Below are 24,315 nucleotides of genomic sequence, written 5' to 3'. Positions count from 1 at the left end.
CAAATTGAATAAAAGGACTACTTGTGAGTGGCATTTTAAGCCTATAATCAGGGCTGACGGTTCTCCGAGCTTTTTATCCTACGTCACCAGATATGGGTACTTAGCCGTGGTAATAATGCCACCGGGGTGGGCAAAGAAATGCACTCACCTCCCACACTTGGAAAGGTTAACATGTCCCAACTACAAGACAGTTTTGGTCGAAAATTTCACTATTTACGCATGTCAGTCACTGATGTGTGTAATTTCAAATGCACTTATTGTTTGCCTGATGGCTATCGTCCCGATGGTAAGCCAAGCTTTTTGACGTTACCAGAAATTGAAAATCTGGTTGCGGCCTTTGGCGAAGTCGGTACCCAAAAAATTCGTATTACTGGCGGTGAGCCCACACTGCGTAAAGACTTTACTGACATAGTGCGCATAGTTGCTGATAACCCTAATATCCACACCGTTGCGACAACGACTAATGGTTATCGTTTAGAGAAAAACGCTAAAACTTGGTACGACGCGGGCTTAAGGCGAATTAACGTGTCGGTGGACAGTTTAGATCCGCGAATGTTTTATCAAATAACGGGTGAAAACAAGTTTGATGAGGTGATGCGTGGTATTGATGCCGCATTAGAAGCGGGATTTGAACGCGTTAAAGTCAATGCGGTGTTATTGAAAGATCTGAATAGTAAAGATTTACCGCGTTTTCTGCATTGGATAAAGCACACCCCTATAGACTTGCGCTTTATTGAGTTAATGGAAACCGGTTTAGGCCATGATTATTTTAAGGCGCACCATTTGGCTGGGGCAGATATTAAAGCGCGATTAATGGCTGAGGGGTGGTTGCACGATAGGCCTAGTGTTGATGACGGTCCTGCGCAAAACTTTAGTCGCCCAGATTACCAAGGTCGAATCGGCCTGATTATGCCCTATGCAAAAGACTTCTGCGCTAGCTGTAATCGTCTACGTGTATCCGCTAAGGGTAAGCTGCATTTATGTTTGTTTACTGAAAACGGTTTAGATTTGCGTGATTTATTACAACATGCGGATCAACGCCCTGAGCTGATTGCACGTTTGCATGGCCAATTGGCTCAAAAAGAAGAAACCCATTATTTACATCAAGGGATCACAGGTGTGACTCAACATCTGGCATCTATTGGTGGTTAGTTTATTCTCCTCTCAAATATAAAGGCTTTAATTCATGAGCAATGCATTTACCCACATTAATGCAGATGGCAATGCCCATATGGTCGATGTCACTGAAAAAGCGGTTACCGAACGTGAAGCGCGCGCGGAAGCATTTATTGAAATGGCACCTGCAACCCTTGAAATGATCATGAGTGGTAGCCATCATAAAGGTGATGTGTTTGCTACTGCGCGTATTGCGGGTATTCAAGCGGCTAAAAAAACTTCAGATCTTATTCCCCTATGCCATCCATTAATGTTAACTAAAGTGGAAGTTGATTTAGTGGCTGAGCCTGAGTTTAATCGTGTGCGCATTAATAGTTTATGTAAGTTGTCAGGTAAAACTGGGGTTGAAATGGAAGCGTTAACCGCTGCATCAGTTGCCGCGTTGACGATTTATGACATGTGTAAGGCCGTGCAAAAAGACATGGTGATTTCACAGGTTAAGTTACTGGAAAAACGTGGCGGTAAATCCGGCCATTTCAAGGCATAGTGTTAAGGTTGGGGCTTGATTAAAGGCTCGACCGAGTTGTATTCAACAAGTTATTACACAGTGAAGAGAAACCCTATGATCCAAGTATTATTTTTTGCTCAGGTTCGTGAATTATTGGGCACAGCTAAACTTGCATTTTCAGCAGAAGATATCACTACCACTGAATCCTTAAGAGCCGCATTAGCAGCACAAGACGACAAGTGGGCTAAAGTTATGGCCTCAGACAAGTTATTGGTTGCGGTTAATCAAACCATGAGCCATTGGGATACCGAAGTGGCTGATGGTGACGAAGTGGCATTCTTTCCTCCAGTAACGGGAGGTTAATTGTGATGAAAGCGGCAAACATACGTGTGCAAACGGCAGATTTTAATGTTGCTGAAGAATATGCCCTACTTGCAAGTGACAACAGTGACGGTGCTGTGGTTAATTTTGTCGGTAAAGTGCGTGACTTTAATGATGGTAACCCCGTCACTGATTTAACCTTAGAACACTATCCTGGTATGACTGAAGCGGTACTGCAGCAAATTACTGAGCAAGCTCATGCCCGCTGGCCATTAAATTATGTCACCATTATTCACCGTGTTGGCACTATGGCTTTAGGAGAGCAAATTGTGTTTATCGGCGTGACCAGTGCCCATCGAAAAGCGGCATTTGCTGCATGTGAGTTTTTGATCGACTTTTTGAAAACCAAAGCGCCTTTTTGGAAACTAGAAGCCGGCGACAAGGGTAGCCATTGGGTTGATGCCCGTGACAGTGACGAACAAGCTGCCAAAATGTGGCAGTCATAACCTTGTATGATATTTCTATCTGATATGGCTTATGGTTTTTTTGCACAAAAATTTGCTTATGCAAAATCGTTAATTCAAATAAGCCCCAAAATAGCCATATTATTGATATTTTCAGGCTGTTTAATGCAGCCTCATTTTGCGTTTTCTTCTTCAAATCCCCCCATTGCTGTTGCGGCTAACGTTAAGTTTGCTATGGATGATATTGCGGCCAAATTTACCCAAGATACGGGCATGACGGTACGTTTAAGCTATGGCTCATCGGGTAATTTTGTTTCGCAAATTCAACATGGCGCCCCATTTGAGTTGTTGCTGAGTGCTGATGAGTTTTATCCTAATCAATTAGTTAAAGCAGGATTAACCCAAGACGCAGGTCAGATTTATGCGATGGGGCGTTTGGCCGTTGCGGCTTCGAAAGGTTCATCATTAGTCTTGGATAGCCAGTTACTTGGGGTAAAGGCATTAATTGAATCGGGTAAGCTAAAGCGTTTTGCTATCGCTAATCCAGCCCACGCCCCCTATGGTGAACGGGCGCAACAGGTGTTAGCAAAACAAGGTTTGTGGCAGGCGGTTGAGCCATATATCATTCTCGGTGAAAATGCCTCTCAAGCGGCGCAGTTTGCCGTGAGTGGTTCGACTCAAGGCGGTATTATCCCATTGTCTTTGGTATTAACACCAAACTTTGAACGCATTGGTCAATATGCAGCCATTGATGACGCACTGTATCAGCCAATTCAGCAACGAATGGTGTTGATGAAACAGGCCTCTAAAACAGCGGTCGATTTTTACCATTACATGCAAACTCCAGTGGCACAAACCATTTTAATTAAATACGGTTTTCATGTGCCTGAAGCGGTATTAGCCTCTGAAACCAATCACACATTATTTGCGCCAGAAGGGGGTAAGTAGTATGGATTGGCAGGCAATGTGGTTATCGGTCAAACTCAGCAGTGTCACGGTAATATTACTGATCCCGCTGGCGTTGTTTGTTGGTCGAGCATTGGCTTATCATCAGTTTAAAGGTAAGTCTTGGGTTGAAGCGCTGATTATGGTGCCACTAGTGTTACCACCAACTGTGGTAGGTTATTACCTGTTGGTGGGTATGGGTAATCAAAGCTGGTTAGGGCAATGGGTTGAACAGTTGACTGGGCAGCAACTGGTGTTTCACTTTTCAGGTTTAGTTATCGCCTCTATTTTGGTTAATATTCCTTTTGCGGTGCAGCCGATTCAGCGCGCTTTTGAAACCATTCCTAAAGATGTACGAGATGCCGCTGCATGTTGTGGTATGAGTAGATTCACACTGTTTTATAAAGTTGAACTGCCTATGGTTTGGCCAGGTGTATTAACAGCATTAGTTTTGTGCTTTTCCCATGTGCTTGGTGAGTTTGGCGTGGTGTTGATGCTAGGCGGCAATATTGCAGGCGAAACGAAAACGATCTCAATTGCTATTTACGACAGTGTACAAGCGTTTGATTTTGATGGCGCTGGGACCATGTCGTTAGTGCTGCTATTGTTTGCAATCAGTGCATTGGCTCTGACAACTAGTCTCTCGCGGCGATTAGGAGGCCATCTTGGTCACTCAAGTCGCTAATCTGAATTGTCACTTTTCACAGCTATCGCCTATTCCGTTAGAGGCAGATTTTTATTGTAAAGCGGGTGAAATGTTGGCTGTTGTCGGCCCCTCTGGCGGCGGTAAAACCACATTACTGAGAATGATTGCCGGGCTAAGTCAGCCCCAATCAGGAAAAGTCACTTACGGTGACAATGTCTGGTTTGATAGTCAGCAAAAAATTCATCAAACCCCACAGCAGCGTCATATTGGCTACGTGCCGCAACATTTTGGCTTGTTTCCGCATTTAACAGTAATGCAAAATGTGATGGCGGGATTAGATCATGTGCCAAAGTCGCAACGTAAACAGCGTGCCCTAGAGTGGCTTGAGCGGGTCAATCTTGATGGCTTACCCGATAGGTTACCGGCAAACTTGTCTGGTGGACAACGGCAGCGAGTGGCTTTAGCCAGGGCATTAGCTCGAGAACCTTCAGTGTTACTGCTTGATGAGCCTTTTTCTGCGGTAGACAGAGAAACCCGTGAACGTTTATACATTGAATTAGCGAGATTAAAATCGCAGTTAGCCATCCCGGTGATCATGGTGACCCATGATATTCATGAGGCACAATTATTAGCTGACCGGATGATTTTAATCAGTCAGGGACAAATGCTGCAGCAAGGTCGACCATTTGAAGTGATGTCGCACCCTCGAAATGAAGCCGTTGCTAGACAAATGGGGCTTCGTAACATTTTTGATGCCACGGTCGTTTCCCAAGAAGAGGGGCGAGCAATGACATGGCTGACGTTTGGGCATAATCAAATTGCAACAGAAAATGCGCCTAAGATGTCTGTTGGGCAACAGATCCGCTGGGTTATTCCTAACCAGGGGATTCGATTTAACGCTATCACTAGCGGTCGATTATGCAAAAGCATCAATAAGCTGGATGTTGAAATTGAATCTTTGTTAGTGATGGGGGAAATGGTGCGAGTGATAGCAAGAATAGCAGGGGTCGAACAGGTTATTAATGCCGACATACCGCTTCATCTTTGCCATAAATTAGGGTTACAACAAGGTCAAAAAACCACGCTGGCATTGAAGTCTGACCAAATTCATGTCTTACAGACTTAACTTCAGCTTACCACTTCACTTATCTACACGAATTTCTTTTTACTAGTAACCCATAATCGTCTGTTCATTACATTGGATGATCAATTATTAATCTTAACTTTCTTGGGTCTTGAGTAGGACTTAGGTAAAGTATAAGAGTACGCATTCTTTTAAATTTGAGGCTTAAAATGGTTCGGTTGCTTGTTGCGCTGTGCTTGTTCCCATTGGTATCTATGGCTGCACCATCGATACAATCATTAGTATCCCAGGAAGGCCTATTAACGCCGATATCTGTTATGGAGCATTGGGAACAGCAAGAGCAGGGCACCTTGTGCGGTTTTGGACTTGAGATCGACAACGAACAATTAGTTTACTTACTGTCAGCCATTAATACCGAGTCAAAGCGACTTTATCAATTTGAATACAGTGCGCTAGATGGGGCTCTACTAGATGAAACTAGTCAGCCTTACGAGGGCAATAGCATATTGCATGCTGTTAGCCTTATGCGTGAAAAAAATATTTCATTCTCGTCTTTAGTCAGTTTGGCTATTCAAAATCAAAATGGTTTTTTACTTCAAGCAGACTTAGACCACGACTTATCAATAAGTTATCTAGAATTACAAATGCTCAGTAATGAAGCTAAAAAAGTTATTGCCTTTGATATTGAGAATCTCCGTCCATTACCACTACTTAAATGGGATTAATTGCGACTATGACTATGCGTATTTTGATCGTAGAAGATGATGCCACAACATTGAAATATGTGGCTGAAGGATTTACCGCGCAGCAGTATAGTGTTGATAGTGCAACCGATGGCCAAGAAGGGCTAACGTTGGCAAAACACAATCAATATGACTTGATTGTGTTGGACCGCATGTTACCAAAACTTGATGGCTTAACTTTGCTTTCTGCACTGCGAACCAGCGGAAATAAAACACCGGTATTGATTTTATCGGCCTTAAGCCATGTAGATGAAAGGGTAAAAGGTTTACGGGCGGGCGGTGATGATTACATGACCAAACCTTTTGCGTTTGCCGAGTTGCTTGTAAGGGCTGAAAAACTGGCGCAGCGTAATGTTGTTGAACCCGCCACTACCGATATTGAAGTGGGTGGACTGAAAATGGAGCTGCTAACTCGCAATGTAACCTTAGATGGTAAAGAGTTGATGTTGCAGCCTAAAGAGTTTCAGTTGTTGAAATTTTTAATGGAGCATCCAAATCAGGTCATCAGCCGGACATTATTGTTTGAAGCGGTTTGGGACTATCACTTTGACCCGCGTACTAATGTGATTGATGTGCATATCGCAAAACTACGTCGCAAGTTTGAAGAGTTAGGCCATGGTGAGCTAATTGAAACCGTAAGGGGTGCTGGATATCGTCTTTGCAAAGGGCATTAAGCCTTACCAAAGCAGTGCTTGGCGCATCACGTTAATCTTCTCAACACTAGTGACGATTTTGATTGTCATGCTTATTTCTAGCTTGTATAGACAACTGATTATTGAGCAAGAAAATCAAGTGGATGCGCATTTGTTTGCAGAAATGCAGCGGTATCAGCAGCTCGCGTTGACGGTTAATCGACGTAGCTTTGCTGCGCAAATTCAGGCATCTGATCCAAAAACAGCTTTAATTGCCTGGAAAAACAGTGTCGATATGGTTGGGGCATTAACGTTTTTACCTGACAATATGCCGCTTTTACCTGAAACAAAAGAGTTTCCCATTTTTACTGGCGGTCCTGATAAATTACATATCTTGACTGGCGGGCTAGCTATGACCAATTATGGTCCAGTGTTGATTGCCACCCGAACAGATCAATTAGCCATGTTGATTGAAAAGTTTGTTAATGCTGCATTTTGGGCGGTGGCATTTACGCTAGGGTTAACCTTAGCCTTGGGATATATTTTTTCAAAAGCCATTCTTCGTCGTTTGGTACAGTACAACCAATTAAGTGAGCAAATTGAGGCGGGGCATTACAACACTCGTCTGCCCGTTAGCCGTCAGCAAGATGAATTTGATATGTTGGCGCAGCAATTTAATCGTGTACTTGATACCTTGGAGCAAAATTTACGCGCTGTTCGTGGCGTGACAGATAACATTGCCCATGATTTACGCACCCCATTGTCGCATTTACGGATTGGTATTGAGCAGTTGTCCGAAAAGCCCCAAGCGGAATTAGAAGATGCGCGCGCCGAATTATTGGAAGAGCTAGATGATTGTTTGGCAACCTTTGATGCCATGCTGTCATTAACCCGTATTGAAGAAGGTCAGCAGTTATTGGATTTACAGCCTATTCATTTACAAGAGATTTGCCAGGACTTGTTTGAAATGGCTGATGTCATTGCTGAAGCTAAAGATCAAGTATTCACGATTGATTTAAAAGAAGATGCAATCATACAAGGTGATAAATATCTTCTGTTTCAGGCGCTGTTCAATTTAGTGGATAACGCGATTAAATATTCGCCAGAAGGCGCCAAAATTCATATCGAGCAAGATAATAAATGCATTAAAATTGCTGATAATGGTCCCGGTATTGCCGATGAAGATAAAGAAAGAGTATTTGAGCGCTTGGTTCGACTAGATCCAAGTCGACACTACAAAGGTACAGGATTAGGGCTTTCAATGGTGAAAGCCATTTTATCTCGTCACCAGGCCAGTATAGAATTAACTGATAATCATCCCGGTTTGCTTGTGAGCATCCACTTCAAATAAGTGAAATAGTACATTGACCAGTGCGTACCAAATTGTCAGTCAGCAGGATGATTTTATTATTATTAATAAAGCGGCCAATGTGCATTTTCATAGCCAAGATGGCACAGCGGGAGTGGTTGCCCAGGTTGAAATCGATCTCGGGGTTAAGTTATTTGCCGTGCATCGGCTTGATACGCCGACATCAGGGTTACTTATTCTAGCCAAGACATCCGAAGCGGCCAATCGCTTTACGCAGATGTTTACCGCCCACCAGGTACAAAAATATTATTTGGCTATTGCGACCGGTAAGCCGAAAAAAAAGCAGGGGTGGATTATTGGGGATATGGCCAAGTCACGTCGCAGCATGTATAAACTGCTGCGAACTAAAGAAAACCCTGCAATAACCCATTTTTTCTCACTCTCGATAGGTTCGGGTATCAGGGCTTATCTGCTGAAACCTTTTAGCGGCAAAACCCATCAATTAAGAGTGGCTTTAGCCAGTGTTGGGGTGCCAATATTAGGTGATAATTTATATGGTAAGCAAACAAGTGATCGTTGTTATTTACATGCCTATCAATTGAATTTTTGTTACTTAGAGCAAGAGTATCAGTTTACTCAATTACCGATTGAAGGCGCTTACTTTTTAACCGAACCCATGCAGCAATGTGTTCAAGATAATTGGTCTTTACCTGCACAATTGGATTGGCCGCAAAAGCCGTAAATCTTGTGATTTAATAATCTGACCAGAGCAGTATTATTGACGTTGCTCGTCTAGATTGCATATTTAGGTTGTTAAGTTGTCGTGTTCTGCGCAGGCGTTAAGGTACTGATAGTGTTTCGTCCTTGTTGCTTGGCGCAATACATCCCCTCGTCAGCAAGCTGTAATAACTTCTCAACAGAAATACCTCGGGCAATTGTGGCGTAACCAATACTGACTTGAACTTCTATGGTATGTTGTTGCCATTTTAGAGCGCTTTGGTTAATTTGAGACTGTATTTTTTCAGCCACAAAATATGCTTTTTCTGCATCGGTTGCTGGCAAGATGATCAGAAACTCTTCACCACCGAAACGACAGATAAAGTCTACTTTTCGCAGCGACCTTTGTAAAATTGCCGCTATATGTCGCAATGCGGCATCGCCACCTAAGTGGCCATAGGTATCGTTGATACCTTTAAAGTGGTCTAAGTCCATTAATAACAAGCTGTAGGCTTGTTTATCTCGCCGCCAAAGTGCGTCGACTAAGTCTAATCTTGTCATCAAAGCATGGCGATTCCACAAACCGGTCAGTTGATCTTTTTTAGCCAGTTTATGGATCTTATACACTAAGCGTGTTAATGCGTTACCAAATAACACACAATTAATACTCAAGATAAAGCCGATGTAACACCACAATACGATGGGTGATTTTAATGTGGTTAACGCTTCAACAAGGGCAAGATTATTGGCAAAAATCAGCAGTAAAAGAAAGCGACTGACAAAAAATAGTGTGGCCAACATATATGGCAGTGTCAGCATTACAGAATATGTTATTGATAGACTTTTTCGCATGGCTTTGAAATTGTCTTTGGTGATAAAGAAAAACAGTAAGCTTGCGCCAAAGCTTGCTACAACCATTAAGTAAGGTGCGTAAGTTTGCTGAGGGGGAATGAGTAACATCACTAAAATGGTGACACTGAAAATAATCATATCAGTTTGATATGTCAGTTTCTGTTTAAATAAATGTAATCCACCCCAACGTAGCAAACAGAAACCGAAAGTAAATACCATATCGGCAAAATACCAATGCCAATAACTGACGGTATCAGAACGATAATAAAATAACGCCATAGCGAAAAACATACATAAATTCGATAAGGCGAATAGCCGGCTGGCTTTAGGAGCAATACGAATTGGAGACGTCATTAGCCCCCAAGCAAATGCTCCAGTAATGGCAATCACACCAAAAAATTGTAAATAAATAAAACTAATCTCGTTTGGCATCAGCTTAGATTGGAGTATCTTTTTTTATTATAGTGTTTTTAGAATAGTAGGCTTTCAACCTATAAGATAGCTTTTTGTAGTGGCTAATCCTTATTTTGGTGTGTAAGCTGATGACTTGTATAAATTTGTTAAATTAGGATGTGACAGAACATGGACACAAACAAATTATTGTTAATCATTATTGCGATTTTACTTCCTCCTGTGGCGGTGTTCCTCAAAAAAGGTGCCGGTAAAGATCTGCTGATCAATATCTTATTGTGTATTTTCTTTTTTGTACCAGGATTAATCCATGCAATATGGGTTGTGATACAAGAATAGGAATGGTGTATTTGACTGCTTGAACGGGTGAAGCCATTAAAGTTCAAGCAGCAATCCTGATGAATGATTCAGTAAACAAGTGGTATAATAATTTATTGCAATTTGAACTGACTGAATATGAATCGTAAAAAGAAGATTAACCAAACACTTAAGTCAAAAGCCAAAAAAGCCAATAAAAAGTTACTGACTGGCAATAAACCTCAATATATATCTAAAGCGGAACGAGCATTACTTGCAGAAGCTGCGGTAGAAGCTTTACCTCCTACCGAACCATCAAACATACCAATGAAAGACGATTAGTTTGCTGGGCTACAGACTGAACATTTAGGCTGTTTTGTTAGCTTCATTTCTCGAAATTCCATGGTCATCGCATCAACCATTAGAATGCGCCCAGACAGATTGTGTCCCATACCGGTAATCACTTTGATGGCTTCAGTAGCTTGAATACAGCCTATTAATCCAACTACGGGAGCAAGAATACCGGATTCTACACACGTTAATTGTTGCTCTCCGAAAAGTTGGCTATAACAATGGTAGCAAGGGCTGTTAGGCTGATAATCAAATACCGTGACCGTACCCTCCATTCTAATTGCAGCGGCAGAAATAAAGGTTTTTTGATGCTTTAAGCTGCTTTGATTAAGTTGTTCACGAATCAACACGTTATCGGTGCAATCTAATACCAAGGTGTGTTGCGCGACAAGCTCATCGATTTGATCTTCATCAAGTAGCGCATTAATAGTATTAATGGTAATGAGTGGATTAAGCTGACTCAGTGTTTGCTTGGCTGAGTCAACTTTAGCTTGACCAATATTGGCATCCTGATGCAATACCTGGCGTTGTAAATTTGACAACTCAACGGTATCAAAATCAACCAGTGTCATCTCACCAACACCCGCTACGGCAAGATACTGACTGGCTGCACAGCCTAAGCCTCCAGCACCAATGATCAACACCTTTGCCAGTTTCAACTTTTCCTGTCCGTCGATATCCATTGCTTTAATCGATATCTGACGGCTATAACGTAACATTTCGTTATCTGAAAGAAGCTCGTCAGTCGGTTGAACATCGCTAGCTTGACTCATACTTAGCTCCTAGCTTAATACGCTGTGAAAGGGTTCAACATTCACTATCGTGCCAGCCTCAACATCGGCTTGGAATTGCGCAAGATTGATAAAGCAATTCGCGATACTCATAGAGGTTAACATGCCTGACCCTTGGCCTCCGGTCACTGCCACCTCAAGTTCACCATGTGCATTTTGTGTAAGCACACCTCGTTGGTATTCTACTCGGCCAGGCTGTTTACGAATGGCGGTGGTTAATTTTGCCTGATAGGTTATGGCAGCCCTATTTGGTAAGCCCTGCATTTTGTTCAGGATAGGCCACACTAACTTATAGAATGTCACCATTGACGACACTGGATTACCTGGTAAACCACAAAAAACTGCCTTGCCTAACTTACCAAATGCAAAGGGTTTACCGGGTTTTATTGCCAATTTCCAAAAGGTAATTTGGCCTTCTTCAGATAAGATTTGTTTAGTGTAGTCTGCATCACCCACAGATACCCCACCCGAAGTGATTACCATATCAGCTTGAGATGCCGCGTCTTTAAAAGCCGCTCTTATGGCTTCTTTATCATCTCGGATCACGCCTAGGTCAATCCATTCGACATTCGCTTTGGCCATTAGACCTTGAATGGAGTAACGGTTTGAGTCGTAAATTTGTCCCGGAGCGAGTTCAGTGCCGACAGGGCGAAGTTCATCTCCGGTAGAAAAGAAGGCCACCTTAATCGTGCGTACAACTCTGATTTGGCTGAGGCCTATTGTGGCGATAACGCCCATTTCAGCAGCTCTAATTTGGGTGCCTTTGTATAAGACTTTTGTACCCGCGCTTAGTTCTTCACCTCTGGCTCGAACATTGGCGCCTTTTCTTGCTGGATGACCAATGCAAATAACCTCGCCATTGGCGGTGCACTTTTCTTGCATTTGCACTGTGTCGTATCCCGCAGGCACAGGAGCTCCCGTCATAATACGAATACAGGTATTTTTTTGGGCTTTACCACTGAATGGGTGACCTGCAAACGAGCTTCCCACTAACGTTAGATGAGTTTCTTGCGCTTGAGCATCTAAATCATCAAAGCGAAATACATACCCATCCATAGCGGAATTATCAAAAGGTGGAAGGTCGATACCTGATGTCAGATCTTCAGCCAGTACACGACCAATAGCATGACTTAAATCAACGACTTCAGAATCATTTGTGGCATCAACTTGGGCAAGTAATTGAATAATGGCATCATCGGGATGCAATAACGTAGGTTGAGCACAAGGGTCTTGAGTTGATACCATCAGAAATTCCTTTATAAGCCAGTTGTTTTCACTTAAAGGTGACAAGATAAAATTATGGGTTAGTATGCCATGATAATCGCTGTGTTTTATGATCCAACTTAAGATTTTTATAACCTATGCCACAAAATAAATCAGCAAAGCCATGGTTTCTGTACATAATTCAATGTGCGAATGGTCACTTTTACACAGGGATCACCACTGATATTGCTCGACGATTTTCTGAACATCAAAGTAGCGGGGTTAAAGCGGCCAAATATCTCAAAGGTAAGGGGCCATTGCTGCTGGTTTATCAAGAGTCGTTACCCTGTCGTAGCACTGCCACCAAGCGTGAAATTGCTATAAAAAAGCTTTCAAGGGATAAAAAAGTGAGTTTGATTACTCAGGGCGGTTGCAGTTAGCGGTTAAAACCAATTAAAAAGTTATTTTAATTAAGGCGATGTAATAACAGTATTAATTTATATGCATTTGAAGAGTTAAATTTAATCAGTACACTATACTATACCAATATTTCTTTAAGGCATAACCGCATATGATATTCCTCAGGTTAATCGCTGCATTTTTGCTGTCCATGTTGGCGTTGAGCATCCAGGCGCAGGATGTGATTCGCATTGAAGCTTCTCAATCAGAGGACAATGTAAGCCATTCGTTTTACCAGGATTTACTTGCAGAGGTGATGGCTGAAACCGAAGACGAGTATGGCAGTGTGAATATTGTTAACCTTGATCTGAATGTATCCCAATCACGAGGCTTGCAGTTACTTAACTCAGATATGCTTGATGTTTTTTGGGCGGGAACCAGTATTCAAAGAGAAGAAAATTACGCGGCAGTCCCGGTACCATTAACCGCTGGGTTATTAGGCATTCGTGTGCCAGTCATCAAAAAGCACAACTTAGCGGTATTTGAAGCGATTAATACCCCCGAACAACTCAAAAAACTTAAAGCATGCCAAGGCTCTCAATGGCCTGACTCTGACATATTAGAGTTCAATGGTTATGTTGTAGAGCGCGTTATCAGTTTTAATTTGATGTATTCGATGCTCAAACAAGACCGCTGTGATTATTTTCCAAGAGGATTGAATGAGGTTTATGCCGAACTCAGTGCGCCAATGAATGCCGAGTTTATTCCATTTGAAAAAGTACTACTGCGTTATCCATTACCTATGTATTTTTTTGTTAAAAGAGAAAACACCCAATTACAAACACGTATTCATCGTGGTCTTATTCAGTTAATTGATAGCGGCAAGTTCGCATTATTTTTAAAACAACATCCTATTACTAAAGATATTTTTCCGCTTGAACGTTTAAGCCACGCCCGTATATTTGAGTTGGTAAACCCACATTTACCAGCCACTACGCCAACCAATAATGCTCAATTATGGTGGCGCATTCCTGTTGTGGACACTGGTGTAGAAATTCAATAAATTGTTTGAATGATGTATTTTTTGCCAGCATGAGTGGATGATGGCAAAAATAACACTGTGATTGAAATAAGTAACTGTTTTATAAACAGCTTACATATAGGTAAGAGGTTAGTTTATCTCTCTCAGCACAGGGTAAACCTGATATTGTGTATCATAATATGGGCTACGTTCATAAAACCAACGCAACCTTGCTTCGCTGTTTTGCGCAAAATCTTTATCTTGTAACGCCAATGCGAACTCTGCTTTTAGGCTTGGATTTTCGGCCAGCATTTTTACCGCTAATGGCTCAACGGCATAATCTTCAATGTACTCGGTACGCGTGAAAATTGTGTTGAAAAATCCCCAGTAAAATAAAGAGTCTTCTGCTTGTGGTTCAAGTAACAATATTACTAAATCACCCAAAGATTGGGCTGTGCTGACTTTAACCGTACCCGCAGGAACAGTGATGTCAATCAGGCTTGCATTCAGTTTCGCGGTCACGGTTTGGCGACTTTCATAATCGGCTTGGCCAAATTGAGGTTGTTCAAACTGATATTGCTCGGCGCGAATGTTCACTGGTGTGGTTAAGGTGCTGATTTCAATTCCATGTAAGGTTAATTTATCAATAACTGCCGCCCATTGAGCCGGAATGTAATAGGCCTTTGGGCGTTGGACTTGAATATCCGCTTTGGTATTACCTGTCACCGGTAAAGCGGCATACAATTTGGAACGTCCGTCCCAACGAACCACATCAGCACCGCTAATCTCACTTTTTTCGATACGGTAATCTATCCCTTTAAAATCCCAATTGGATTGAGGCTCATTTTGCCAAGTTAACGTTATTTGTGGTGATAGACGTTGCTGATCTTGTTTGATCGCCGCGGTTAATGTATCTGCGTGGCTTGCAACCGTTTTCAGTGTTTGTTCTAGCATGACATAAGTGCCTAAAACACGTTGTTTGAATGGTTTTAGGCTGTGATTTTCTATTAAAATTGTCGGCAAATGACGTGCATCACCATAACCGTTTGAGTAACGCGGGCTCGGATTCCAATACGAAAGCCCTTGGCTCATATCGGCATTGTCGTTAGCAAAAATCAGTTTTCCAGGAATATGATCATTTTCCGTTAGTGCCGACTCCACTTGCGGGCGATAGGTATTTTCTAACCAGTTAAAAATACTAGGGCTGTAACCTTGTTCTACGTTATAGCCAAAGGTGACATCATATTGATAATCAATGCCGTCGGTAACATGCACATCAATGTACAAGTCTGGCTGCCATTGATTGATTACGTGAATAAGATGCTGCATTTCTGGCGCATCTGCTTTGGCATAATCACGGTTCAAATTAAGGTTTGTTGCAGTGGTGCGCCACCCCATATTGACTGGACCGCGTTGATTCACTCGGTTGTATTCAGTGCTGCGCTCATGACCATCGACTGAGAAGATGGGGATAAAAAGTAAGTTTACGTTATCGAGTAATGACTGTTTGGTCCCAAAAGCCATATCCCGTAATAACATCATGCCAGCATCTTTACCGTCGATTTCACCAGAATGGATCCCAGCCTGAACCAGTACTGTGGCTTTATTATTCTTGTTTAATTGTTGCGGTGACGCTGCGCCATCCTTTGAGGCGATAATCATCCAAATATCTCGTCCTTGCGGACTTTTGCCAATACTCACTTTTTGTAAGTTTGCACTACGACTAACCAGTTTATCTAACCATTGCATGGTGTGCGCATAATCAGGGCTTGTGATGTATCCTTGTTGCTCAAATGGCGTTACCCACGGGTGATCATGGCTTACTAACAGTGCTTCACTTTTACCTTGCCAGGCCTGAATGGGCGGCAAAATCGCGTCGTTGATAAATTGATGGCTTGTTGGTGTTTGAGCAAAACTAGCTGATGAAAGTATGATTGAAGTAATACAGGTTGATAAAGCGATTAGGCGCATGGTGGCTCTCTTAATATTATTATAAGGTCGATTTGAAAGAGATAATTAATGACCCATAGTAGCAATATTTTGCATCGAAAAAAGCGGATTTAAAAACTTGTTACAAACTAGGGTAGAGCTCTTTGCTGGTGGGGATTTGCTCTAAATAAAAACGAATTAAGCGTCACGACTGGAGTGCAGCCTTGCGATCTCAGCAAAATTCACTGAGCAAAGTGAAATTGATTTTTAACATCATCTTTGGGCAGTGCTTGTTGAACATTTTTACCGCATTAGCGCTTTGGCTATATACCCTGAATTTTACTTATGTTAATCCATAACCGCACAAAATTTCTGTTTAGTTACAGATGCTAACAGCATACTGTAAAAATAATCGTTAAGGCTTCACACTCCTAGTGTGTTGCCTTAACCTCATGTCTTTTACCTTAAGCATCATGATGTGAGTATTGGTGTTGATGAATTGAATAAGGAACGACCCCATAAAAAATAAGCCCTAACAAAGTTAGGGCTTACAAACGGTTAAAATGTTGCCTTAAAGCAAGGGGAGTTAAGCTTTAGGGCCAGCATTTTTAATCGCGTCTGATACATCGTACTTTACAAAGTTTGCCGCAAATTCTTGTGCAATTTGCTGGGCGTACTTGTTGTATTCAGCTTTATCCGCCCAAGTGTTTACTGGGTTAAGTAATTTGCTGTCAACGCCAGTCACTGCCACAGGCACATCTAAGTTCAGCTTATCAATATGCACAGTTTCAACGTCTTTCAATTCGCCACTGACAATAGCATCTACGATTGCGCGCGTGGTTGGAATGTCAAAACGCTTACCCACACCGTGCGGGCCGCCAGTCCAACCTGTGTTAACTAAGTAAACACGGCTGCCAAAAGACTCGATACGCTTCATTAATAATTCAGCATACACGCCAGCTGGGCGAGGGAAGAAAGGGGCACCAAAACAGGTAGAGAAGGTTGATTGAATTGCGGCCGTTGAGCCCATTTCAGTCGAACCGACTTTCGCGGTATAGCCTGATAAGAAGTGGTATGCCGCTTGTTCTTTGTTTAGTATCGAAACCGGTGGCAATACACCAGAAACGTCACAGGTTAAAAACACCACAGAGTTTGGCTCTGCACCGCGGTTTTCTTCTTTACGCTGAGCGATATGCTCAAGCGGATAAGCCGCGCGGCTGTTTTCGGTTAAACTTGTGTCGGTATAATCAGGTACACGGTCTGCATCTAGCACGACGTTTTCAAGCACAGTACCGAAACGAATCGCATCCCAAATCACAGGCTCGTTCTTTTGACTTAGGTCGATACATTTGGCGTAACAGCCGCCTTCAATGTTAAATACGCCACCAGGCGCCCAACCATGTTCATCATCACCAATTAAGAAGCGCTTTGGATCGGCTGATAAGGTGGTTTTACCCGTACCTGATAAACCGAAGAATAAAGTGGTATCACCATCATGTCCTACGTTTGCAGAGCAATGCATTGGTAACACGCCTTTGGCAGGTAAAAGGAAGTTCTGCACTGAGAACATCGACTTTTTCATTTCGCCTGCGTATTTAAGGCCCGCTAACAATACTTTACGTTCTGCAAAATTCAGGATTACCGTAGCTTCAGAATTGGTGCCATCACGCTCTGGTACACAAACAAAACCAGGTGCGTTAATAATTTGCCAAACATCTTTGTTACCACGGTTGAAGGTTTCTGGAGTAATGAATAAATTACGTGCAAAAATCTGGTGCCATGCATATTCAGTGGTGACCTTAATGGGTAAATAATGGTCATCATCTGCGCCAACTTCTAATTCAGACATAAATAACTCTTTGTCTGCTAAGTAGGCTTCTACACGCCCCCATAATGCATCAAATTTTCCAGCATCAAATGGACGGTTTACATTGCCCCATTCGATTTCGCTTTCTGAACCTGATTCTTTAACAATAAAACGATCATTCGGGGAACGTCCTGTTCTTTCGCCCGTTTTTGCCACTAATGCACCGTTTGCGGTAAGTTGACCTTCTCCACGAAGAAGCGCAATTTCTACAAGTTGAGCTGTTGTTGGATTAAGGTGAACGCGGTTTGATACATCCGCCATAGTGTAAATCTCCAAGTTTATAGGTCGTTTTCGCTCTAAAGCTTCAAAAAGAGGTTTTCTGAAAGACTATTATTGTTGGACAAGCCTGTATGTCATTCAGTAACTCGATTGTAACTTATGTTAAGGGCTGGGTAACGAACAGTTTGGTAATTTTTTTGAAAGTTTTTCAGGTTTATCTGTTTTTTGTTGCGAACAAAGACAAAAAAGGCGCTAAAAGCGCCTTTTTTAATGTAACTCTTACAGGTTGTGTAACGTTGTAAGGTTATTGAGGGGTATCGTTGCTTGGGCTGACCGCATAAATAGAGGCGATGTCGATGCCATCAAAGGTATACATGACGGAACAATATTCGCAGCCCATCTCAATTTTACCTTCTTCCGCTAAAATCTGTTCCACTTCTGCTTGTGGAATGGTGCGGATAGCTGCGGCACTGCGCTCGCGTGAACAGCTGCACTTAAACGTCACATCAACAGGGTCAAATAACCGAACTTGCTCTTGGTGATAAAGGCGGTGCAGAACTTGTTCAGCTTCTAGGGTAAATAACTCTTCGGCTTTAATCGTGGCCGTTAGGGTTGATAAATGCTCGTAATCTTCATTTTTTGCTGATTTAGACGGTAAAACTTGTAATAACATGCCTGCAGCCTGTTTTCCGTTGGCAAACAGTTGAATTTGCGTAGGTAACTGTTCAGATTGATTAAAATACTCTTCTAAACATGCTGCAAGGTTTGGGTGCTCTAATGACACTATACCTTGGTATCGCTCACCTTCATCAGGAGTCAGTGTGATCACCATGTAACCTTTGCCTAGCATCTGCTGCAAACTTGCGTCATCAGCAATGTCACCATCCCAACGAGAAACGCCGCGCATTACTTGCTTGTTATTACCATTGATAACCGCAAGAGGTACTGGGCCATCACCTTGTAGCTGCACGCTAATATCGCCAGTAAATTTAATGGTTGCGGTGAGCAATGACGTGGCGGCCATTAACTCACCTAATAAGTGTTGAACCGCTAATGGGTAATCATGAGCAGATAACACTTGCTGATAACTGTCTTGAAGCTGAACAACTTCACCACGGACATCTGCATCATCAAATAAGTAGCGGTGTAACATATCGTGAGTCATAACGTATCTCTTCTATAAATCGATGGTTGAGTCATCGATGAATTCTATAAGTCTTTAAAACGCAGAAGTTGTCTGCGCTGTTTTTTATCTGGCTTATGATCTGGTGCCGGATTGTTTAATATATTTAGTCGCCTGGCTTCGGCATTAAATTCACGTTTAGTGATGCTTTGCTCGGTTTCTTGGTAAAGTGTTTGTGCTATCGCTGCGCTTTGGCGTTGTTCAGATAACCTAGTGATAATCACTTCGCGATCATCATGCCCCTGGCGTATGCGAATCTTTGCACCCAGTTCGGCATTTTTACTGGATTTACTGCGCTGGCCGTTATAGTGTACTTTGCCGCCATTAATCATGTCTTTGGCTAAAGCACGAGTCTTGTAAAAACGGGCTGCCCACAGCCATTTATCTAGTCTAACTGAGGTTTTATCTGGATTATCGATTTTCAAAGCACCTCCAAAACAGGACTGAGTTCACAAGCTGAGTCATTTTACCGTCATGTCGATAAAGTATCATTGCAAAAAGAGGTACACCTCACAGCCTTTTCAGGCGCGCAAAGTTAGCATATTTTGCTGTATTTCGCCAATTGATCTGCTCTGGGCTTGTTGCTGATTGCAGTGTAGGTTAGCATGAGTAGCTATTGCTAAATTAACAACATAAACAGAGGCCTGTACTGTAAAAGTATAGAGGGTCCACAAGACTATGGATTTATTAGATAAACTGATCGCCAAAGCGGCTATTATTCCACATAAACAAGTGAGTAATGTCGTTTTTTGGGTGGGTCTGATTGTTGCGTTGCTGCTTGCGGCGCAAATCACATGGAAGTTAATGCCGATGTCTGATAGCCAGGCTACATGGCAACCATCCCCCATATCTTCATCCACCGCTAAGCGTGTGGAGCTTGATGCTGTGCGCGATTTACTGTTATTCGGTAAAATGGACGCCGCTGGCGGCAAGCCAAAGGTTGAAGTCGTTGAGCAGATTACTGATGCACCTAAAACCAACTTATCTATTCAGCTAACCGGTGTTGTTGCCTCCACATCGGAGCAAAACGGGCTGGCGATTATTGAATCTAGCGGCAACCAAGAGACTTATAGCTTGGGTGATAAAATTAAAGGGACTTCAGCGTCACTCAAAGAGGTTTACGCTGACCGTATTATTATTACCAATGCTGGACGTTACGAAACCTTAATGCTTGATGGCTTAAAATACACAACCCAAAGCGAAGTGAATCAGCAGCTTCAACAAGCCAAAACCAATCAACGCAATGTGCAACAAGTGGACCGCCGAAATAGTGAGTTTTCAGCTGAATTGGCTAACTCACGTGATGAATTGTTAGCCGATCCCAGTAAAATTACCGATTTTATCGCTATTTCACCCGTGCAAAAAGACGGTGAAGTGGCAGGGTATCGCTTGAATCCAGGTAAAGATGTTGCTCTGTTCAAACAGGCAGGTTTTCAACCGAGTGATTTAGCGAAATCCATTAATGGATTTGATTTGACCGATATGGGTCAAGCATTAGAAGTGATGGCGCAATTGCCAGAGTTAACCGAAATGTCAGTTATGGTTGAACGCGAAGGGCAATTGGTCGAAATCATGTTTAGTTTGCCAGAATAAGTAGTGGCATTAGGGGAATAAGAAGAATGAATAATAAAGGACTTCGACACAAGATTTTTGCTGGCATGCTAGCGGGTGCTGCAATGCTTGCTTCTCATGGCGCTTGGTCGGAACAATATGCTGCTAATTTTAAAGGCACAGATATTCAAGAGTTTATCAATATTGTGGGTAAAAACCTCAATAAAACCATTATTGTTGATCCCACAGTGCGCGGCAAAATTAACGTCCGCAGTTATGATTTATTAAGTGATGAACAGTACTACCAATTCTTTTTGAACGTTCTACAAGTTTATGGTTACGCCGTGGTTGAAATGGAAAACCAGGTCATTAAAGTCATTAAAGATAAAGATGCGAAAACCGCAGCAATTAGAGTGGCTGATGACTCATCTCCTGGTTTAGGCGATGAAATGGTTACCCGTATCGTCGCACTGTATAACACCGAAGCCAAGCAGCTTGCGCCACTATTACGTCAGTTAAATGATAATGCTGGTGGCGGTAACGTTGTTAACTACGACCCATCGAATGTTTTAATGATTTCAGGGCGTGCCGCTGTTGTGAACAAGTTGGTTGATATTGTTCGCCGCGTTGATAAGCAAGGTGATACAGCTGTACAAGTTGTTTCATTAGAGTTTGCTTCAGCAGGCGAGATAGTACGTATTATTGATACCCTTTATCGTTCAAGTGCCAATCAAGCGCAATTACCCGGCCAAGCGCCAAAAGTGGTTGCTGACGAGCGCATCAATGCTGTAGTGGTTAGTGGTGATGAAAAAAGCCGTCAACGCGTAGTTGAGTTAATTAAACGTCTTGATGCTGAGCAAGCCAATACCGGTAACACTAAGGTGCGTTATTTACGTTATGCCAAAGCAGAAGATTTGGTTGAGGTATTAACAGGATTTGCGCAAAACCTGCAAGGTGACAAAGATGGCGCGCAGCAACAAGGTGGCAGTAAGCGCCGCAATGAAATTAACATCATGGCTCACCCCGATACCAACGCGCTGGTGATTAGTGCTGAACCTGACCAATTACGTACCATTGAAAATGTCATCAGTCAGTTAGATATTCGTCGTGCCCAAGTATTAGTTGAAGCCATTATTGTTGAGGTATCAGAAGGTGATGATGTTGGTTTTGGCATTCAATGGGCTACCGAAGCGGGTGGTGGTACTCAGTTTAATAACTTAGGTCCAACGATTGGTGAAATTGGTGCGGGTGTATGGAATGCGCGCGACCAAAAAGCTTCGCAAACCTGTAGTGGTGCAGGTGATAACCAGACTTGTACCGATAACCCAGATACACCGGGCGATATCACTTTACTGGCGCAAGCGTTAGGCAAAGTGAACGGCATGGCATGGGGTGTCGCCATGGGCGATTTTGGTGCCTTGATCCAAGCGGTATCAAGCGACACCAATTCAAACGTACTGGCAACGCCATCGATTACGACCCTAGATAACCAAGAAGCGTCATTTATAGTGGGTGATGAAGTGCCGATTTTAACCGGCAGCCAAAACTCAAGTAACGGTAACTCTAACCCATTCCAAACCGTTGAACGTAAAGAAGTGGGTGTAAAACTGAAAGTGGTGCCTCAAATCAACGAAGGCAGCTCTGTTAAGTTAACGATTGAGCAAGAGGTGTCAGGTATCAATGGTAAAACCGGCGTCGATGTTACCTTTGCAACCCGTCGTTTAACGACCACAGTGATGGCTGACTCAGGGCAAATTGTCGTATTGGGTGGATTGATTAACGAAGAAGTCCAAGAAAGCGTGCAAAAAGTGCCATTTTTAGGTGATATTCCGGTGATTGGTCATTTATTTAAATCATCTTCTAGCGGCAAGAAAAAGAAGAATTTAATGATCTTTATTAAACCAACTATCATCCGTGATGGTATTACAATGGAAGGTATTGCAGGTCGTAAGTATAACTATTTCAGAGCACTACAACTTAATCAACAAGAAAGAGGGATTAATTTAATGCCAAATTCTCAAGTGCCGGTGTTGGAAGAGTGGGATCAAGAGGCTTACTTACCAGACGAAGTTAATGAAGTGCTTGAGCGTTACAAAAATGGTGATGGTTTAGATACTAAAATGCGCCAAACGGATCCCGCCTTAAAGAGCATCAGTGATAGAAAACAAACTGATGTTAAAGTCGATGACAGTGAGAATGCCGATGACTGATAGCGCGCTTGATCCACTCGCGCTGGCCTCACAAGAGTTAGCGCTAGAAGTGGAAGGGGATGAGGTTTTTCGCTCTAACAGTAAAGAGCGACTACCATTTACTTTCGCACATCGTTTTCAATTAGTGCTTGCTCAGGAAGATGAGCAGTTGGCGTTATTTTATACCGAAACAACGCCAATCGAAGCCATGCTTGAGGTTCGCCGTTACACTGGTAAAGAGTTACCTTTGTTTAAGTTGGAAAAGACGGCTTTTGAAGCCAAGCTAACAAAAGCTTACCAAGCTAACTCATCTGAAGCGCAGCAGCTAATGGAAGACATTGGCAATGAGATGGATTTATTTACCCTTGCTGAAGAATTACCACAAACAGAAGACTTGTTAGAAGGTGATGATGATGCCCCAATCATCAAATTGATTAACGCTTTATTATCAGAAGCCATCAAAGAAGAGGCATCGGATATTCACGTTGAAACCTATGAGAAACAGCTTATTGTGCGTTTCCGTATCGACGGGGTATTAAAAGAAGTATTAAAACCGAATCGCAAATTATCATCTTTATTGGTATCACGTATCAAAGTGATGGCGCGCCTCGATATCGCTGAAAAACGCGTCCCGCAGGATGGGCGTATTTCGTTACGCATAGCCGGTCGAGCCGTGGATGTGCGGGTATCAACCATGCCATCTAGCCATGGCGAGCGTGTGGTAATGCGTCTGCTGGATAAAAATACCGGTAACCTAGATTTACAGCAATTAGGTATGACGCCGAGCATTCGTGAAACCTTCGATCAACTTATACGTAAACCCCACGGCATCATTTTGGTGACCGGTCCAACAGGTTCTGGTAAAAGTACCACCTTGTATGCGGGCTTAACTGAGATTAACTCTAAAGATACCAATATTTTAACGGTTGAAGATCCGATTGAATATGAACTTGAAGGTATTGGGCAAACTCAGGTCAACACCAAAGTGGATATGACCTTCGCCAGAGGATTAAGAGCAATTTTACGTCAAGATCCTGATGTGGTTATGATTGGTGAAATTCGTGACTTAGAAACCGCACAAATCTCCGTTCAAGCCTCATTAACCGGCCATTTAGTGATCTCGACTTTGCACACTAATACTGCATCGGGGGCGATCACGCGTTTACAAGATATGGGTGTTGAACCTTTCCTTGTGTCTTCAAGTTTATTAGGGGTGTTAGCACAACGATTAATTCGAACGCTTTGTCCTAAATGTAAAGAAGCCCATGAGCCAGATGACCGTGAACGGGAATTATTAGGCATTACCGCCAATGACACTCGGGTGATATACCGTGCCAAAGGGTGCAAATCCTGTGGTGAAAATGGCTATCGTGGCCGTACTGGTATTCACGAGTTGCTGGTAGTTGATGACAATGTGCGTGAGCTGATTCATGGTGGCCGAGGTGAGTTAGCGATTGAAAAATATGTCCGCAAAGCGATCCCAAGTATTCGTCACGATGGCATGAGTAAAGTACTTGCTGGCGTCACCACGCTTGAAGAAGTGCTGCGTGTGACGCGCGAGGAATAA

25 protein-coding genes and 1 riboswitch are annotated in these 24,315 nt (G+C 42.7%); of the genes, 18 read left to right on the top strand and 7 right to left on the bottom strand.

What is annotated here, in order from left to right:
- The first annotated feature begins 50 nt into the window (after positions 1-50).
- Positions 51-184, top strand: a riboswitch (molybdenum cofactor riboswitch).
- The 11 genes from moaA (at position 172) to NE535_RS15790 (ending at position 8,510) form a co-directional block, all read left to right on the top strand.
- Positions 172-1,152: a GTP 3',8-cyclase MoaA gene (gene moaA, locus NE535_RS15840; protein WP_261299570.1), complete on the top strand. Its 981-nt coding sequence runs from the start codon at positions 172-174 to the stop codon at positions 1,150-1,152. It overlaps the preceding riboswitch by 13 nt.
- Before the next feature lie 34 nt (positions 1,153-1,186).
- Positions 1,187-1,663 carry a cyclic pyranopterin monophosphate synthase MoaC gene (moaC, locus tag NE535_RS15835; RefSeq protein ID WP_261299569.1) on the top strand — a complete coding sequence of 159 codons (477 nt, stop codon included), beginning with the start codon at positions 1,187-1,189 and terminating at the stop codon, positions 1,661-1,663.
- A 75-nt stretch (positions 1,664-1,738) separates the two neighbouring features.
- Complete coding sequence (gene moaD / locus NE535_RS15830) at positions 1,739-1,987, top strand: molybdopterin synthase sulfur carrier subunit (RefSeq protein WP_261299568.1); 249 nt, start codon at positions 1,739-1,741, stop codon at positions 1,985-1,987.
- Between the two features lie 5 nt (positions 1,988-1,992).
- On the top strand, positions 1,993-2,451 hold the full coding sequence (gene moaE / locus NE535_RS15825; protein WP_261299567.1) for a molybdopterin synthase catalytic subunit MoaE: 459 nt from the start codon (positions 1,993-1,995) through the stop codon (positions 2,449-2,451).
- Between the two features lie 123 nt (positions 2,452-2,574).
- On the top strand, positions 2,575-3,357 hold the full coding sequence (gene modA / locus NE535_RS15820) for a molybdate ABC transporter substrate-binding protein (protein WP_261299566.1): 783 nt from the start codon (positions 2,575-2,577) through the stop codon (positions 3,355-3,357).
- Between the two features lies 1 nt (position 3,358).
- On the top strand, positions 3,359-4,039 hold the full coding sequence (modB, locus tag NE535_RS15815) for a molybdate ABC transporter permease subunit (protein ID WP_261299565.1): 681 nt from the start codon (positions 3,359-3,361) through the stop codon (positions 4,037-4,039).
- Positions 4,020-5,126, top strand: coding sequence for an ABC transporter ATP-binding protein (locus tag NE535_RS15810; protein WP_261299564.1), 1,107 nt, complete (start codon positions 4,020-4,022; stop codon positions 5,124-5,126). The genes modB and NE535_RS15810 overlap by 20 nt, the downstream gene beginning before the upstream one ends.
- A gap of 167 nt (positions 5,127-5,293) precedes the next feature.
- Positions 5,294-5,809 (top strand): hypothetical protein, encoded by a 516-nt coding sequence (locus tag NE535_RS15805; protein WP_261299563.1) that lies wholly within the window; start codon positions 5,294-5,296, stop codon positions 5,807-5,809.
- Between the two features lie 14 nt (positions 5,810-5,823).
- Positions 5,824-6,501, top strand: a complete 678-nt coding sequence (locus NE535_RS15800) for a response regulator transcription factor (RefSeq protein ID WP_188843476.1) — start codon at positions 5,824-5,826, stop codon at positions 6,499-6,501.
- Positions 6,502-6,550: 49 nt separating this feature from the next.
- Positions 6,551-7,810 (top strand): sensor histidine kinase, encoded by a 1,260-nt coding sequence (locus NE535_RS15795; protein ID WP_261299581.1) that lies wholly within the window; start codon positions 6,551-6,553, stop codon positions 7,808-7,810.
- Positions 7,811-7,823: 13 nt separating this feature from the next.
- Positions 7,824-8,510, top strand: coding sequence for a TIGR01621 family pseudouridine synthase (locus NE535_RS15790; protein WP_261299562.1), 687 nt, complete (start codon positions 7,824-7,826; stop codon positions 8,508-8,510).
- Between the two features lie 71 nt (positions 8,511-8,581).
- Here the strand turns inward: NE535_RS15790 and NE535_RS15785 are convergent, their stop codons facing one another.
- Positions 8,582-9,691 (bottom strand): GGDEF domain-containing protein, encoded by a 1,110-nt coding sequence (locus NE535_RS15785; RefSeq protein WP_261299561.1) that lies wholly within the window; start codon positions 9,689-9,691, stop codon positions 8,582-8,584.
- A gap of 228 nt (positions 9,692-9,919) precedes the next feature.
- On the opposite strand from NE535_RS15785, the gene NE535_RS15780 reads away from it, so the two are divergent.
- Positions 9,920-10,087: a YqaE/Pmp3 family membrane protein gene (locus NE535_RS15780; protein ID WP_261299560.1), complete on the top strand. Its 168-nt coding sequence runs from the start codon at positions 9,920-9,922 to the stop codon at positions 10,085-10,087.
- 117 nt (positions 10,088-10,204) lie between these two features.
- On the top strand, positions 10,205-10,387 hold the full coding sequence (locus tag NE535_RS15775) for a DUF2986 domain-containing protein (RefSeq protein ID WP_261299559.1): 183 nt from the start codon (positions 10,205-10,207) through the stop codon (positions 10,385-10,387).
- Here NE535_RS15775 and moeB read toward each other — a convergent pair.
- Together moeB and moeA are read right to left on the bottom strand one after the other, a co-directional pair.
- Entirely contained in the window at positions 10,384-11,169 is a 786-nt protein-coding gene (gene moeB / locus NE535_RS15770) for a molybdopterin-synthase adenylyltransferase MoeB (RefSeq protein WP_261299558.1), read from the bottom strand. The two genes, NE535_RS15775 and moeB, sit on opposite strands and share 4 nt — an antisense overlap.
- Positions 11,170-11,178: 9 nt before the next feature.
- The gene (gene moeA / locus NE535_RS15765; protein WP_261299557.1) at positions 11,179-12,432 is read right to left on the bottom strand and encodes a molybdopterin molybdotransferase MoeA; all 1,254 of its coding nucleotides are present in this window, start codon (positions 12,430-12,432) and stop codon (positions 11,179-11,181) included.
- 116 nt (positions 12,433-12,548) lie between these two features.
- Between moeA and NE535_RS15760 the strand changes: the two genes are divergently transcribed.
- Positions 12,549-12,830, top strand: coding sequence for a GIY-YIG nuclease family protein (locus tag NE535_RS15760; protein WP_342454547.1), 282 nt, complete (start codon positions 12,549-12,551; stop codon positions 12,828-12,830).
- A 131-nt stretch (positions 12,831-12,961) separates the two neighbouring features.
- Positions 12,962-13,852 carry a hypothetical protein gene (locus tag NE535_RS15755; protein WP_261299556.1) on the top strand — a complete coding sequence of 297 codons (891 nt, stop codon included), beginning with the start codon at positions 12,962-12,964 and terminating at the stop codon, positions 13,850-13,852.
- A gap of 108 nt (positions 13,853-13,960) precedes the next feature.
- Here the strand turns inward: NE535_RS15755 and NE535_RS15750 are convergent, their stop codons facing one another.
- The 4 genes from NE535_RS15750 to hslR all read right to left on the bottom strand — a co-directional run bounded on the left by NE535_RS15750 (position 13,961) and on the right by hslR (position 19,433).
- Positions 13,961-15,781 carry a M14 family metallopeptidase gene (locus NE535_RS15750; RefSeq protein ID WP_261299555.1) on the bottom strand — a complete coding sequence of 607 codons (1,821 nt, stop codon included), beginning with the start codon at positions 15,779-15,781 and terminating at the stop codon, positions 13,961-13,963.
- A 544-nt stretch (positions 15,782-16,325) separates the two neighbouring features.
- The gene (locus tag NE535_RS15745) at positions 16,326-17,888 is read right to left on the bottom strand and encodes a phosphoenolpyruvate carboxykinase (protein ID WP_261299580.1); all 1,563 of its coding nucleotides are present in this window, start codon (positions 17,886-17,888) and stop codon (positions 16,326-16,328) included.
- A gap of 241 nt (positions 17,889-18,129) precedes the next feature.
- The gene (gene hslO, locus NE535_RS15740; RefSeq protein WP_261299554.1) at positions 18,130-18,990 is read right to left on the bottom strand and encodes an Hsp33 family molecular chaperone HslO; all 861 of its coding nucleotides are present in this window, start codon (positions 18,988-18,990) and stop codon (positions 18,130-18,132) included.
- Between the two features lie 44 nt (positions 18,991-19,034).
- Entirely contained in the window at positions 19,035-19,433 is a 399-nt protein-coding gene (gene hslR / locus NE535_RS15735) for a ribosome-associated heat shock protein Hsp15 (RefSeq protein ID WP_261299553.1), read from the bottom strand.
- Positions 19,434-19,686: 253 nt separating this feature from the next.
- Between hslR and gspC the strand changes: the two genes are divergently transcribed.
- From gspC to gspE, 3 genes are read left to right on the top strand one after another with little or no spacing between them, the layout of a single operon-like run.
- Positions 19,687-20,601 carry a type II secretion system protein GspC gene (gene gspC, locus NE535_RS15730; protein ID WP_261299552.1) on the top strand — a complete coding sequence of 305 codons (915 nt, stop codon included), beginning with the start codon at positions 19,687-19,689 and terminating at the stop codon, positions 20,599-20,601.
- 26 nt (positions 20,602-20,627) lie between these two features.
- The gene (gene gspD / locus NE535_RS15725; RefSeq protein WP_261299551.1) at positions 20,628-22,769 is read left to right on the top strand and encodes a type II secretion system secretin GspD; all 2,142 of its coding nucleotides are present in this window, start codon (positions 20,628-20,630) and stop codon (positions 22,767-22,769) included.
- On the top strand, positions 22,756-24,315 hold the full coding sequence (gspE, locus tag NE535_RS15720) for a type II secretion system ATPase GspE (RefSeq protein WP_371931179.1): 1,560 nt from the start codon (positions 22,756-22,758) through the stop codon (positions 24,313-24,315). The genes gspD and gspE overlap by 14 nt, the downstream gene beginning before the upstream one ends.

The organism is Shewanella holmiensis, assembly GCF_025370255.1.
GTDB classification, from domain to species: domain Bacteria; phylum Pseudomonadota; class Gammaproteobacteria; order Enterobacterales; family Shewanellaceae; genus Shewanella; species Shewanella holmiensis.
The sequence above is the reverse complement of the archived record's forward strand: the minus strand, read 5'-3'. Positions and strand labels throughout refer to the sequence as shown.

Excerpts from the sequence above, each read along its gene's own strand:
- gspE (WP_371931179.1), top strand. The coding sequence starts at position 22,756 with ATGCCGATGACTGATAGCGCGCTTGATCCACTCGCGCTGGCCTCACAA.
- moeB (WP_261299558.1), bottom strand. The coding sequence starts at position 11,169 with ATGAGTCAAGCTAGCGATGTTCAACCGACTGACGAGCTTCTTTCAGAT.
- NE535_RS15780 (WP_261299560.1), top strand. The coding sequence starts at position 9,920 with ATGGACACAAACAAATTATTGTTAATCATTATTGCGATTTTACTTCCT.
- moeA (WP_261299557.1), bottom strand. The coding sequence starts at position 12,432 with ATGGTATCAACTCAAGACCCTTGTGCTCAACCTACGTTATTGCATCCC.
- NE535_RS15750 (WP_261299555.1), bottom strand. The coding sequence starts at position 15,781 with ATGCGCCTAATCGCTTTATCAACCTGTATTACTTCAATCATACTTTCA.
- moaC (WP_261299569.1), top strand. The coding sequence starts at position 1,187 with ATGAGCAATGCATTTACCCACATTAATGCAGATGGCAATGCCCATATG.
- NE535_RS15755 (WP_261299556.1), top strand. The coding sequence starts at position 12,962 with ATGATATTCCTCAGGTTAATCGCTGCATTTTTGCTGTCCATGTTGGCG.
- NE535_RS15775 (WP_261299559.1), top strand. The coding sequence starts at position 10,205 with ATGAATCGTAAAAAGAAGATTAACCAAACACTTAAGTCAAAAGCCAAA.
- NE535_RS15785 (WP_261299561.1), bottom strand. The coding sequence starts at position 9,691 with ATGACGTCTCCAATTCGTATTGCTCCTAAAGCCAGCCGGCTATTCGCC.
- NE535_RS15805 (WP_261299563.1), top strand. The coding sequence starts at position 5,294 with ATGGTTCGGTTGCTTGTTGCGCTGTGCTTGTTCCCATTGGTATCTATG.
- NE535_RS15760 (WP_342454547.1), top strand. The coding sequence starts at position 12,549 with ATGCCACAAAATAAATCAGCAAAGCCATGGTTTCTGTACATAATTCAA.
- modB (WP_261299565.1), top strand. The coding sequence starts at position 3,359 with ATGGATTGGCAGGCAATGTGGTTATCGGTCAAACTCAGCAGTGTCACG.
- moaA (WP_261299570.1), top strand. The coding sequence starts at position 172 with ATGTCCCAACTACAAGACAGTTTTGGTCGAAAATTTCACTATTTACGC.
- gspC (WP_261299552.1), top strand. The coding sequence starts at position 19,687 with ATGGATTTATTAGATAAACTGATCGCCAAAGCGGCTATTATTCCACAT.
- hslO (WP_261299554.1), bottom strand. The coding sequence starts at position 18,990 with ATGACTCACGATATGTTACACCGCTACTTATTTGATGATGCAGATGTC.
- moaE (WP_261299567.1), top strand. The coding sequence starts at position 1,993 with ATGAAAGCGGCAAACATACGTGTGCAAACGGCAGATTTTAATGTTGCT.
- gspD (WP_261299551.1), top strand. The coding sequence starts at position 20,628 with ATGAATAATAAAGGACTTCGACACAAGATTTTTGCTGGCATGCTAGCG.
- NE535_RS15800 (WP_188843476.1), top strand. The coding sequence starts at position 5,824 with ATGCGTATTTTGATCGTAGAAGATGATGCCACAACATTGAAATATGTG.
- moaD (WP_261299568.1), top strand. The coding sequence starts at position 1,739 with ATGATCCAAGTATTATTTTTTGCTCAGGTTCGTGAATTATTGGGCACA.
- modA (WP_261299566.1), top strand. The coding sequence starts at position 2,575 with ATGCAGCCTCATTTTGCGTTTTCTTCTTCAAATCCCCCCATTGCTGTT.